The organism is Hyphomonas pacifica (genome assembly GCF_000682675.1).
GTDB lineage: Bacteria > Pseudomonadota > Alphaproteobacteria > Caulobacterales > Hyphomonadaceae > Hyphomonas > Hyphomonas pacifica.
In genome coordinates this window covers 58,506-71,425 of the sequence record NZ_AWFA01000012.1, presented here as the reverse complement: position 1 = coordinate 71,425, position 12,920 = coordinate 58,506, and the positions used below count along the sequence as shown (strand labels likewise).

At 57.3% G+C, this 12,920-nt stretch carries 13 protein-coding genes; 2 read left to right on the top strand and 11 right to left on the bottom strand.

Translation table 11 applies throughout. The annotated features are described in order from the left end of the window. Positions 1–2: 2 nt before the first annotated feature. From HY2_RS05210 to HY2_RS05160, 11 genes are all read right to left on the bottom strand, one after another. Positions 3–962 carry an acetyl-CoA carboxylase carboxyltransferase subunit alpha gene (locus HY2_RS05210; RefSeq protein ID WP_034825379.1) on the bottom strand — a complete coding sequence of 320 codons (960 nt, stop codon included), beginning with the start codon at positions 960–962 and terminating at the stop codon, positions 3–5. Positions 963–1,010: 48 nt separating this feature from the next. Then, positions 1,011–1,931 (bottom strand): type II secretion system F family protein, encoded by a 921-nt coding sequence (locus tag HY2_RS05205; protein WP_034825377.1) that lies wholly within the window; start codon positions 1,929–1,931, stop codon positions 1,011–1,013. A gap of 13 nt (positions 1,932–1,944) precedes the next feature. After that, entirely contained in the window at positions 1,945–2,928 is a 984-nt protein-coding gene (locus HY2_RS05200) for a type II secretion system F family protein (RefSeq protein ID WP_241762391.1), read from the bottom strand. Positions 2,929–2,940: 12 nt separating this feature from the next. Further along, a complete protein-coding gene (locus HY2_RS05195) occupies positions 2,941–4,341 on the bottom strand; it encodes a TadA family conjugal transfer-associated ATPase (protein WP_034825375.1) in 1,401 nt (466 codons plus the stop codon). After that, on the bottom strand, positions 4,338–5,552 hold the full coding sequence (locus HY2_RS05190; RefSeq protein ID WP_034825373.1) for a CpaE/TadZ family protein: 1,215 nt from the start codon (positions 5,550–5,552) through the stop codon (positions 4,338–4,340). The genes HY2_RS05195 and HY2_RS05190 overlap by 4 nt, the downstream gene beginning before the upstream one ends. Further along, positions 5,552–5,821, bottom strand: coding sequence for a hypothetical protein (locus HY2_RS05185; RefSeq protein WP_034825371.1), 270 nt, complete (start codon positions 5,819–5,821; stop codon positions 5,552–5,554). The genes HY2_RS05190 and HY2_RS05185 overlap by 1 nt, the downstream gene beginning before the upstream one ends. A gap of 10 nt (positions 5,822–5,831) precedes the next feature. After that, a complete protein-coding gene (locus HY2_RS05180; protein WP_051594746.1) occupies positions 5,832–7,121 on the bottom strand; it encodes a type II and III secretion system protein family protein in 1,290 nt (429 codons plus the stop codon). Further along, the gene (gene cpaB, locus HY2_RS05175; RefSeq protein WP_034825369.1) at positions 7,121–8,008 is read right to left on the bottom strand and encodes a Flp pilus assembly protein CpaB; all 888 of its coding nucleotides are present in this window, start codon (positions 8,006–8,008) and stop codon (positions 7,121–7,123) included. Before cpaB ends, HY2_RS05180 begins: the two co-directional genes overlap by 1 nt. Positions 8,009–8,187: 179 nt before the next feature. Continuing rightward, positions 8,188–9,177 (bottom strand): threonine ammonia-lyase, encoded by a 990-nt coding sequence (locus tag HY2_RS05170; RefSeq protein WP_034825367.1) that lies wholly within the window; start codon positions 9,175–9,177, stop codon positions 8,188–8,190. A gap of 46 nt (positions 9,178–9,223) precedes the next feature. Then, positions 9,224–10,096: a UTP--glucose-1-phosphate uridylyltransferase GalU gene (gene galU, locus HY2_RS05165; protein WP_034825365.1), complete on the bottom strand. Its 873-nt coding sequence runs from the start codon at positions 10,094–10,096 to the stop codon at positions 9,224–9,226. Between the two features lie 510 nt (positions 10,097–10,606). Next, on the bottom strand, positions 10,607–11,374 hold the full coding sequence (locus HY2_RS05160; RefSeq protein WP_034825363.1) for an SDR family NAD(P)-dependent oxidoreductase: 768 nt from the start codon (positions 11,372–11,374) through the stop codon (positions 10,607–10,609). 59 nt (positions 11,375–11,433) lie between these two features. Here HY2_RS05160 and HY2_RS05155 point away from each other — a divergent pair, with 59 nt between their 5' ends. Together HY2_RS05155 and HY2_RS05150 are read left to right on the top strand one after the other, a co-directional pair. After that, on the top strand, positions 11,434–12,555 hold the full coding sequence (locus tag HY2_RS05155; RefSeq protein ID WP_034825360.1) for a Re/Si-specific NAD(P)(+) transhydrogenase subunit alpha: 1,122 nt from the start codon (positions 11,434–11,436) through the stop codon (positions 12,553–12,555). Further along, the gene (locus HY2_RS05150) at positions 12,552–12,917 is read left to right on the top strand and encodes a proton-translocating transhydrogenase family protein (RefSeq protein ID WP_081814938.1); all 366 of its coding nucleotides are present in this window, start codon (positions 12,552–12,554) and stop codon (positions 12,915–12,917) included. The genes HY2_RS05155 and HY2_RS05150 overlap by 4 nt, the downstream gene beginning before the upstream one ends. The last annotated feature ends 3 nt before the right edge of the window (positions 12,918–12,920 follow it).

Genomic DNA, 12,920 nt, shown 5'->3' with positions numbered 1-12,920 from the left:
CACTACAGCCCTTCGCGGCCAATGGCGTAGAAACGCTCCTTGCGTTGGGTGCGCAGCTCAGCCGGGCTCATGCCTTCCAGCTCTTTCAGAGCCGCATCGAGAGCCTTCGCCGCATTCGCCATCGCCCGTTTCGGATCGCGATGCGCGCCGCCGACAGGCTCCTTCACCACATCATCGATGACCTTCGTTTTCAGAAGGTCTGGCGCGGTGATCTTCATCGCTTCAGCAGCATCCTTGGCCTTTCCGGCATCACGATACAGGATGGATGCGCAGCCTTCCGGAGAGATCACGGAATAAATGGCATGCTCCATCATCAACACCTTGTTGGCCGCTGCGATGCCAATCGCGCCGCCAGACATGCCTTCGCCAATGATCAGCGTGACGAACGGAACTCCCAGCGACAGGCCGCGCTGGGTGCCGCGGGCAATGGCTTCTGCCTGTCCACGCTCTTCACCGCCCTTGCCGGGATAGGCGCCTTGCGTATCCGGGAAGCTGAGCACGGGCAGATCAAACTTCTCGGCCAGATCCATCAGACGCACGGCCTTGCGATAGCCTTCAGGGTGCGCCATGCCGAAATTGTGCTTCAGGCGCTTCTCTATGGTGCGCCCCTTCTCGTGGCCCATGATCACGACCGGACGCCCCTTGAAGCGGGCCAAGCCGCCGACAATGGCGTCGTCATTGCCGTAGACGCGGTCGCCAGCCAGTTCTTCGAAGTCCTCGAATATGTTCTCAATAAAATCCGAGAAATGCGGACGATCCGGATGCCGGGCTACCTGGGTTTTGCGCCATGCGCTCAGATCCTTGTAAAGGTCCTTAAGTTGTTTGGTGGACTTGGCCTTCAGCTTTGTCAGCTCGTCCTTGATTGACGGACCATCCTTGCTGGCGGCAAGCGCCTCCAGTTCGGAAATTTTCGCGTCCAGCTCCGCAATGGGCTTTTCGAAGTCGAGATATGTCATGCTCATGCGGCTATAGTTAGCAATGCCAGACTGACTCGCCTAGCGAGGATTTCACTAAAACATGCCTTGTATCTTCACGACGGCAGGCAGGGTCAACACGCCCAGAAGTACAGGAAACACAAAGAAAATCAGTGGCAGGGTCATTTTCGCGGGCAACGCCATAGCTTTTTCCTCCGCAAGAAGGATGCGGCGTTGACGCATATCGGCCGAAAATATTCGCAAGGTTTGCCCCAGGCTTGTCCCCATCTCTTCTGCTTGGCGCAGCATTGTGGCCAGTGATCCAGCCTCCTCAATAGCCATCCGGTCCGCAAATGCACGCCACGCATTCTTACGTGCTTTGCCCGCCCTTAGTTCCAGAGACAATGTGCGCATGTAGCCCGCAATGATGGGATGGCGCGTTTCCAGCTCTTCCCCAACCCGCTGCACGGCGGCATCTAGGCTGAGCCCGGCCTCAACGCACGCCACCATCAGATCCATCATGTCCGGAAACCCGGTCGAGCACATTTGTTCGCGCTGCTTTGCCTTTTTGTTGAGGTAAAAGTCCGGCGCCAACAGGCCGATAATCACCAGACCAATGCTGATCATCAGGATCATCATGCTGGAGAGTTTCATGTATGGCAGCGCAATCAGCAGAATAACCGGCGGCACACCCAGACAGATAAGACGGGCTACGTAATAACGTGCCACGGCATTTGGCCCGGTAAACCCTGCCTTGTTCAGCTTGCCGCGTACGGCGCTGACCGCCTCTTCGTTCTGGGGGGTCGCCTTATTTGCTAAGCCTATGACCGCGCGGCCTATACGGCTCTCATTGCGAGGTGAGTCTTCCCTTGGGCGGGAATGCCGGCGCTCAAGTCGCCTCTCAAGGTCTTCCTTGGCACGCCAACTGCGCACGAAAGCCAGGATGGCAGGCAAGGCCAGGAATCCCGCTAGCGCCAGCATCACGATAGGAATGAGTGTGGTGAGAGAAAAGTTCATCTACGTCTCCCCCCTACATTTTGAAATTGATCATCTTGCGCATGACCAGATTTCCAATGCCCATCCAGATGAACAGTAAGGGAAACACAATCCTGATCAGCGGATCGTCGATCACTTCGCCATAGAATTCCGGACGCATCACATGGATCGCCCCCATCACCATAAAAGGCGCGGCTGTCAGGATCATGGCAGAGACACGTCCTTCTGAAGAAGCCGCCTTCACTTTAAGGCGCATGGTCTGACGTTCACGGATGGTCGTGGTGTTGGCTTTCAACAGTTCACACAAATTGCCGCCTGTACGTTCCTGCAGACGCACCGTTGCCGAGAAAAGTTCGACATCGGGATCCCCTGCCCGGATCGCCATCCGCTGTACGGCATTGGTCAGCGACATACCGTAAGACACTTCATCCGCTGCCATACCGAATTCCGTGCCGATCGGGTCCGGCATTTCGCGTGCCACCAGCGCCACGGCGGTGGCAACCGGGTGGCCTGCCTCAAGGCTTCGGCAGACAATCTGCAACGCATCCGGCAATTGCTGGGAAAGCTTTTTCATGCGTGTGCCCGCCACAAACTTAAGCCCGATGATGGGTCCCATGATGAAAATGACCAAGGCTATGCTGACCGCAATCGGCCATCCGCCCACAAACCGCATATAGGCGAACCCAGCTATGAGGCCTGCAACAGCAGACATACCGAACCAACGCACGGGCTGAAAGGGCAAACCGGATCTCACAGCCAGATGATTGAACCACCGTACCGGCATGGACAGATTGCCATCCTTGTCCAGGCCCCGACTCTTGCGCAGCTCAATCATGGCCTCATTGCTGGTTTCAAAGCGTTCCTTGAATTGAAGCCTTCGGTTCACGATGCGGTGTGTCTGTGCATTCGTGACAAGCCCCACCACCGACTGGATCGCAAGAAAAATTGCCCCTGCTGCCATGACGGCAGGGATCACCAGAACCATGCTGATATTTGATAGATCAGGCAGTGAGGGCACGTTGGTGGGGCCTTAGAAACGGGTTGAAGGATCAAACAGACCTGGCGGCAGGTGAACGCCGCGGCGTTCCATCTCATCCAGGAATTGCGGGCGAAGTCCGGTCGCGGCGAAATGGCCGAGCACCTTGCCGTCATCGGTGGTACCGGTGCGCTCAAACCGGAAGATCTCCTGCATCTGCACAACAGCGCCTTCCATACCGGTAATCTCAGCAATGGACACGACTTTTCGCGACCCATCCGACAGGCGTGTCGCCTGAACGATGAAGTTTACGGCAGAGGCTATCTGACCACGGATGGCCTCTTCAGAAATTTTCATTCCCCCCATCATCACCATCTGCTCCAGGCGCGTCAGCGCGTCGCGCGGATTGTTGGCGTGGATCGTGGCCATGGAACCTTCATGGCCCGTATTCATGGCCTGAAGCATGTCGAACGCTTCTTCAGAGCGCACCTCGCCCAGGATCACCCGGTCAGGACGCATCCGCAGCGCGTTCTTGACCAGTTCCCTCTGGCGAATCTCGCCCTTACCCTCAATATTCGGCGGACGGGTTTCCATGCGCGCGACATGGGGCTGTTGCAATTGAAGCTCAGCGGCATCTTCAATTGTGATAAGACGCTCATCCGGACTGATCGCGGAAGATAGCGCATTCAGCAGTGTCGTCTTGCCGGAGCCTGTACCGCCAGATATCACCGTTGAGGCGCGGCACTTCACAGCGCCCAGAATGAAGTCTGCAACAGGCTGCGGAATGGCACCGAAACCCACCAGTTTTTCCATGGTCAGCGGAGATTTCGAGAACTTCCGAATGGAAACCAACGGACCATCAATAGCGATGGGAGACACTGCAGCATTAACACGGCTGCCATCCAGAAGACGCGCATCGACCAGCGGCTGGCTTTCATCCACGCGCCGCCCCACGGCAGAGACAATCCGCTGCACAATGCGCAGCAAATGGTCATTGTCCGCAAAGCGCACGGGCGCGATCTGCAGCTTGCCATGGCGCTCGACATATACCTGATTGCAGCCATTGATCAGGATATCCGCGATGGAATCGTCCTTGAGCAGAGGTTCGATTGGCCCAAGCCCTGTCATCTCGTCCATCACGGCATCGGCAAAGCTGGTCTCCTCCGCAGCAGACATGGCCATGTCTTCCTTCTTGATGATCTCTGACACAATTGCGCGGACGCGTCGGCGCATGGTCTCATCATCCAGCTTGTCCAGCGCAGACAGATCCAGTTCATCAATCAGCTTGGCATGGATACGCAGTTTCGCATCCAGCTGGTCAAAGCCCTTCGTGTCATTTGACGGAACAGGCACAGGCTGAACAGGTTTAGGCGAAGCAACCGGTGTAACTTGCAGCGTTTGGGAGGCAGGCTCCTGAGGTTTGCTACCTCCGCCAGAGAATCCAAATCGGCTCATTTTGCGCGCCTTTTGCCTATTGTGCTCGCCTCTGCCGCCACGCCCTCAGGCAACAGGAAATCCACAAATCTCGCCACATCGGCGACCAGGGCGCTCTTAGGCTTCACATCCGCAATGGGTTTGCCCAGATTGACAGCTGTGCGGGCGGCGTCCCAGTCAGACGTAATCGTCGCATCGATCTTCCGGTCGATGGCTTTTTCAGCCTTGTCGACTGCAAACTCCGCACGGAAGCGCTTTTTCGGAAACATCCGGTTCAGAACCAGCTTGGCCTTGCCGGCATCACCGCGCAGAATGTCCACATCTCGCGCCATGTCAGCCGCGGCATGAAGGCTGGGTACCGTCAGCTCACTGATTATAACGGCCTCATCGACGGCCCCCATAACCGGCTTGGTCCAGGGCATCATGTGGCGCGGCATGTCTACCAGGACATATTGAAACTCAGCGCAAGCCACATCCAGCAGGCGCAGTATGGCCGCTTCAGTTCCAAGTTCATCGGCATCTGGGTTACGCGGCGCCGTGATAACGGACACGCCATCGGGATGCTGATAGCACCACGCGGCAAGCAGGCGCGCATCCAGACGCTCTGGCGCGGCCGACAACGCAGGCAGGTCCAGTTTCGGTACAGCCTCCAGAAATGAACTCGTCATGCCATCTGCAAGGTTCAGATCGACAAGACAGACTTTTGCACCGCGCACTTTCTCGGCAATAGCAAACGCACTTTCGATCGCCATTGTGGTAACGCCTGCGCCCCCGACCGCGCCGCGAAAAGCCCAGCAGACGGCAGAGGATCGCTCATCCCCACCGCGCTCTACGGCCTCTACGCTTTCTTTAAGTCTCTCGACCGCCTCGACAATGTCTGAGGCTTGGGCGGAAACCGGAAGAATATCTGACGCGCCCAGCTTCATCAGGGCCCGAACAATATGTACTGGCAGATTATCGGAAACCATAAGCACGGCGGTGTCCGGTTTCTCCATCGCGAGGCCCAGCACGATCTGCTCTACACCGGGAACGCCATGTTCCAGCAGCAAGAGCGCACCGCCATATGCCTGCACGGCCTTGGCGGGATCCATCTGCGACAGGTCAATCACATCGCGGCATACCGTGCGCAGCTGCGCCATACAGGCTGGGCCCGCAAGGGCAGCAATTGCCGGTATCTGACGCAGGGGTGCAGACCTGCCTTCACCATCCAGTTTTCTTGCAGCCGATGACATCAGCTGCCCCCCGTGGCGTTGGCCGAGGCCTGGCGAAGTTCTTTCGTCTTGCCTTCATTCAGCGCCTTTACCGCTTGCGCGGCGCGAACACCGGATGTGGTTTCAACGGCCTTTGAATTTGGCAGGACAACATCGCGAACGGCCTGTATGGCGATATTGTCAGCGGTCGCCTGACCCAAAATATAGCCTTCCTGCTGCTCCTGCGTGGTGCAGGCGGCAGGCAGGCAGATGACAGCGATTAGCCCCAAAGCTCTTGATACGGTTTTCATCTCTCGATCCTCAGTTCACGACCGGCGGTATGGTTGTCTTGTTCAGCAGGAACAATTCGGAATCGCTCGGCTCTGCGAAGGCTTGCAGAGGATTGGAGAGCAGTTCCGGATGCGCTGCTGGCTGCACCATGCGCGGGATAATGATGATCACCAGTTCGCTCTCATTGCGCTGGTAGCGCTTTGAAGAAAACAGCGCGCCCAGCACGGGCACATTGCCCAGCCAGGGCGTCTGCCGCACATCATTGGAATAGTCATTCTGCAATAATCCTGCGATGGCGAAGGCCTGCCCGTCATGCAGCTCGACCGTTGTGTCGGCACGGCGCACAGAAATACCGGGGATTTCGATGCTGGATGCGCGGATGCCGTTAGACCGGTCCAGTTGCGACACTTCCGGCCTTACGCGCAAATTCACCAGCCCGTCCCCCAGCACTGTGGGGGTAAAGTCCAGGCTGACACCGAATTTTTTGAACTCTATGGTGATCTCGCCATTATTGTTCGCGACCGGAATAGGGAATTCGCCCCCTGCCAGGAAGCTGGCTGTATCTCCGGAAAGCGCCACCAGATTTGGCTCTGCCAGTGTACGAACTATGCCTTTTTCCTCAAGCGCGCGCAGCTGAACATCAATGTTTTCACCTCCCACATTCGTGAACAGCGCGACCGTCTTGGAAGCAAGGCCTGAAATTGTCCCCGGATCTGTGGACGAATAGACATCTCTGGCATCAATTGTGTTGCCAAAGCCGATTTCCTTCACCGCTGTACGACTGGCTTCCAGAAAGCGCACTTCCAGAAGCACCTGCTGGCTCTGACCGACTGACAGCCCATTGGCGACACCTCCCGGCACATATCGCTCAGCCAGCTGCACCGCCATCTCGGCTGCGGCAGCTGTGGTCAGCTTTCCGTCCAGAAACACGCCATCATGAACAGGGTATACGGATATATCTTCACCGGGCAAAAGATTGCCAAGGTCATTACGAAGTTCGTCTAGACTGAGCTCAACCTCGACGTCGATCAGTTCGGAAATCTCGCCATCGCCATTATAAATCAGGACCGTTGTAGACCCCGGCACCTTGCCGCGCAGAAAGAAAGAACGGTTGGAAGTCGCCATGGCTTCAGCAATTTCGGGATCTGCCACCACCAAAGTGGCAAACGCCTCATCTGCCTCAATAACGGTAGAGCGTCCCTTTTCCAGCACCAGCACCTGCGCTTCTGGGGCGGAGGTGCGTTCTATCCAGGCAAAGGATGGCAAACTCAGGCTTGCGCAGGATACTGCACAGGCAGCGATACGGATCAGACCAGTCATCAGCTCGCCTCCTCTGTCAGGGTTTTGGGCTTGGAAACCGGCGCATCGACCTGGGTTTCCTTGTCACCATTAATGACGCGAACATTGGTCGTACGCGGCGTAACGGACCGGCTGGGGCTGCGTCGCACAATGGTCTTCCTGGGCTCGGCCTTCACCACTGACACGACATCCGCCTCTTCCGCACGGCCGATCAGCGCCAGGCCCAAAGCGCCCTGCGTACCGGCTGCACCCAGGGCGAGCGCGCCTTCGGGTGTGACTTCCAGCGTCACAGTGTTGGATGGGAAAGCCCCTTCCATGTTGGACTCAAATGTCTGGTCTATAGCCAGCACTTTGACATTGCGCAGCACAGGCCGCGCGATCATCTTGCCTGAAACACGCACCTGATCGCCATCCTGATAAGTGGCCGTATTACCAGGCTCTTTTTCAATAAACTCGTTCACGTCGACGCGGTCTCCCGGTAGCACAAACCCGGCAACGCCCGTGTCACTCCGTACCGTGATTGCTACGGCACGCATGCCCGGCTCTATGGCTGCGGCCAGCGTGAGAAGGTTGCTCGCCTCATCCAGCTTGGCTGCCATGATCGGCTCACCCGGCAGGATCAGCCCTCGCGCATAACGGACGGTTTCCAGATCTGCGGCGCCTCGCAAAACACCTTCCGGCAAAGCGTTGGTTGGCCACTCGACGCTACGCACCTGCGCACTCGTCACTTCCTCACCCGGCTCAATTGCAGAAGCAGCAACCAGCACACTTGCCATCTCGACGGCAGCCATTTGCGGCTGCGCGTCGGCGTCATTATTGTCAGCGGTCATATAATACCGCCCCAGAAGGACTGCACCGATCCCCAGCACGGCAGACAGTCCGAGACTTAAAAGCGGAGTCACTTTCATTCTGAATGCCCTCTACTGCGCATTATGCGCTCTCATCAGCATTCATCATGAATCAGAAGCCTATAAGGTCTCTTGAAGACCTACAGGCAAATCTGCGCCGCTTGCAGAACGGCGCGTTAACCATAGCGAAACGTCTAAGACCACAGGGTTAACCTGGATTGGACAATAGAGCATACACCTCAAGGAGAAATTATACCCGCATAGGTTTCTGGATCGACATTGCCGCCCGTTGCCATAACACCTATACGTTTGCCCTTCATTCCTTCAGGAACACCGCGCAAGACAGCCGCCAGAGCCGCCGCGCCACCGGGTTCAACCACGATCTTCAAATAGCGGAAGGCCAGACGCATGGCCTCGCGCACCTCATCGTCAGAAACAACCATACCGCCTGCGAACAGGCGCTTACCAAGCGCGAAAGTATATTTCTCCCCCGGCGAAGGCGTCAGGATCGCATCGCAAATAGAGCGCGTGCCAGGCGCATTGCGACAAAGCTCTCCACTCGCCAGAGACCGCGCCCAGTCGTCGTGGCCCTCAGGCTCAGCCGTCCAGATGGAGGTGTTTGGAGACAGGCCTTCCATGGCAAGCGCAATACCACTCGTCAGCCCGCCTCCACCCGCACAACAGACCAGATGATCCAGTGGCCCGCCAAAGGCTGCCGCCTGGCGCGCGAATTCCATGCCTGCCGTGCCCTGCCCGGCTATAATATCCGGATCATCATAACTTGGCACCAGTACCGCGCCGCGCTCGGCTGCAATACGTGCGGAGATTTCCTCCCGGCTTTCCGCGTTGCGATCATACAGATGGACCTCACCGCCATCAGCCTTGACACCATCAACCTTAATCTGTGGGGCATCTTCCGGCATCACGATCAGTGCAGGCATCCCGAGCAGCCTTGCCGCACGGGCAATGCCTTGGGCATGGTTACCTGAAGAAAACGCGACCACACCTGCCGTTCGCTGACTATCAGGTATCTGCGAAAGCCGGTTCATGGCGCCGCGTATCTTGAAGCTGCCTGTCACCTGCAGGCATTCAGCCTTTACCAGAACAGTAGCCCCTGCCCGCTCATCCAATACAGGATGGCTCAGAACAGGGGTTTCGCGGACAACACCCCGCACGCGGGATTCCGCCGCGACGACGTCATTGAAGTCGGGAAGGTTACGTTCGGTCATGTAGCCGGATTAGCCACATTCCGAAGTCATGAAAAGCGGCGTTATGCTACAGTTCACCCGCATATTGCTTCACAAGCGCCTTGGCATCCTCGGCAATCTCTTCATTGTCCAGTGCGTGGGCAAGCACGGCTTCGAAATAACCGGCTTTTGAGCCGCAATCATATTCCTTGCCGTCAAACTCATACGCATAGAAATCCTGGCTTTCCATCTGACGCGCCATGGCATCCGTCAGCTGGATTTCACCACCGGCACCGGGGTCCTGGTTTTCCAGAAGGTCAAAAACTTCCGGCTGCAGAATGTAGCGGCCCGTGATCTTGAGATTGGACGGCGCGCTTTCGACTGGTGGCTTCTCAACCATGCCAGACATCTTGATCAGACGGCCATCACGAGAGACCGGATCAATAACGCCATAGGAGGATACGCGCTCCATCGGCACAGGGTCTACGGCAACGATATTGCCGCCTACCTTGTTGTAGGCCTCCACCATCTGGGCAAGGCCAGATGGCTTTGCCTTGACGATTACATCTGGCAGCAGGATGGCGAACGGCTCATTGCCGATAATGTCCCGCGCGCACCACACAGCATGACCAAGCCCCAACGGAGATTGCTGGCGCACAAAGCTTGCTGCCCCCGCCGGCAGTGTCGTAGAGCGCACCTGCTCTAGAATGGCGTCCTTGCCCTTCTTTTCCAGCGCGACTTCCAGCTCATAGGGAATGTCGAAATAGTCTTCGATCGCGCCCTTGTTGCGGCCGGTCACGAAGACAATGTGCTCGATGCCGGCTTCCAGGGCCTCGTCCACGACATATTGCAAAGCCGGACGGTCAACGACCGGTAACAGCTCTTTCGGGATAGCCTTCGTGGCCGGGAGAACGCGGGTTCCAAAACCGGCGACAGGAAGAACAGCTTTTCTTACACGCATGCGAAAGGGTCTCCTTGAGACGGAATAAACGGGTGATGTCTCTGAAGTTTAGGGTGAAATCGGACCAAAGCCAGCTCTGGTCCCATATCAGTCAGAATTGATCAGCGAATGCCTAAACCCACCCCAGACTGTAAAGGCTCAGCACGGCTACGCTTATCGCCAGGCACAGAATAAGAATGGTTGAGAGTGAACTGCGAATGCTCGGTCCTTTGGGAACCGAAAGCTCTTCAGCGATACGGGCTTGAAGATACCGGGCTGGTGACTGTCCATGAGCGGAAACATCATATGTCTGCTCTGGGGCGGCCCGGCTTTTCTCGCCTGTATTATCCGCTACGAATCCATCTTCGTGCAATTCGGGTTTGGGGTTTGGCAAAGCCATCATCAAGTCTCCGAAAAGTATAGGGAGCTTGTCTCACAAGAGGCCTAATCTTTACCTAACATAATCTGTGGGACTGAGCCGAATCACCAACCCAGTCCCACTTTTCACGGTTTCACGTGTGTGTTCTGCGCTCAAAGCGGTGACAGGCTGTGACCTCCATCCACAACAATCGTTGATCCGGTCATGTAGCTGCCCTCTTCGGAGGCCAGCAGAAGCAGGGGTCCCGTCAGCTCCTTGTATTCGCCGAAGCGGCGCATCACGACGCGCTTGCGCATCTTCTCGCCATACTCGGAATCCAGGAATTCATCATTGATCGCTGTCTTGAAATAGCCCGGCGCAATCGCGTTGACGCGGATGCCATGGCGTGCCGCTTCAACCGCCATGTTGCGCGTCAGATGATCAACCGCCGCCTTGGAGGCCGCATAGGCGGAAATCATCTGCGATGTGCCCAGCCCCGTAATCGACGCAATGTTGATGATCGAACCGCCCTGGCCCGCATCAATCAACGCCTTGGTCCCATGCTTTGCCACACGCCATACGCCGGTGAGATTCGTGTCGATGACGGTGTTCCAGTCTTTCTCCGCCATCTCCCAATACCAGCCTTCCCGCGACATGCCAGAATTGTTCACAATAATATCGCACGGATGACCCAGCGCTTCCTTTATTTCTGCGAATGCGCCCGAAACGCTATCTTCGGATGTAACATCCATGGCGACCGGCAGGGCCTTGCCGCCCCTTTTCTCAATCTCTGCCGCCACTTCTTCCAGCTTTTCCAGACGGCGCGCCGCGAGCACGACCTGAGCTCCGGCTTCCGCCAGGATTCCGGCAAAATGGCGACCAAGACCACTGGACGCACCGGTAACCAAAGCCGTCTTTTTAGCTAAACTGAACAATCTCATGCCCTCCGAATAAAAAATATTAGTTGTGCGCCGCAATAATCTTCCTCTATCCCAGACATATGAAAATATCTGTTTTGAGGGAGAGGCGATCTGGTGAGACCCGTGTGGCGGCTACACCAGAAACCGTCAAGAAGCTGGTGGCCAATGGTCACTCAATTACAATCGAGTCCGGCGCGGGCACTATCGCAGGTTTCCCTGACGATAGCTTTTCTGAAGCCGGCGCGACGATCGCAAAGGATGCTGCCTCGGCTGCGTCCGGTGCCGACATTGTCTTCAAGGTGCGTGCCCCGGAAGCCGATGAAATGGCCGCGCTACCGGAAGGTGTCGCGCTGATCGCCCTGATGGACCCAACAAGCCTGGATGCTGCGCCGCTGAATGCGAGGAAGATTGCGGCCCTGTCCATGGAATTCACACCGCGTATCACACGCGCCCAAAGTATGGATGCCCTCTCATCCCAGTCAAACCTGGCCGGTTACCGCGCCGTCATCGAAGGCGCGCAAATTTATGGCCGCGCCATGCCGATGATGATGACGGCCGCCGGCACCATCGCGCCGGCAAAAGTCTTCGTTATGGGCGCAGGCGTTGCAGGTCTTCAGGCCATCGCGACCGCCCGTCGTCTTGGCGCGGTTGTGACCGCAACGGATGTTCGCCCAGCTGCGAAGGAACAAGTCGCCTCACTGGGCGCAAAATTCATCGCGGTAGAGGATGAAGAGTTCAAGGCCGCCGAAACGGCTGGCGGCTATGCCAAGGAAATGTCGAAGGAATACCAGGCCAAGCAGGCTGAACTGACCGCGAACCACATTGCCAAGCAGGACATCGTCGTCACCACGGCGTTGATACCCGGCCGCCCGGCCCCTGTGCTCGTATCCGAAGACATGGTGAAAACCATGAAGCCCGGCGCAGTCATCGTCGATATGGCGGTCAGCCAGGGCGGCAACTGCCCGTTGTCTGAACCAGATCAAGTCGTGGATGTGAACGGCGTGAAAGTGGCCGGGTTCTCGAACCTGCCCGCCCGCCTGCCCGCAGACGCGTCATCGCTGTTTGCCAAGAATTTGCTCGCCTTCCTGCCGCTCGTGACGGCCGAGGATGGCAGTCTCAATCTCGATACCGAAGACGAAATCGTTACCGCCATGCTCCTGACCAAGGGTGGCGAGACGGTGAACGAAAGGATCAAATCATGAAGCGCGCACTCCTGACGCTTGCCGCGGCCAGCTTTGCGCTGCCCGCCTTCGCGGATGCCGGCGGCATCAACTCAACTGTACTCCTTGCAGCCCTCTTCGCCATGGCCTGCTTCGTCGGCTATTATGTAGTCTGGAGCGTGACCCCGGCCCTGCATACCCCGCTGATGGCCGTGACGAACGCCATCTCCTCGGTGATCATCGTTGGCGCGCTGGTTGCCACGGCAACGCTCGGCCTGACCTCCGACAATTGGGTGTCCAAGATCCTCGGCACCGTGGCCGTGATTCTCGCCAGCGTGAACATTTTCGGCGGCTTCCTCGTCACCCAGCGCATGCTGGCGATGTACAAGAAGAAGGGGGAGTAAACC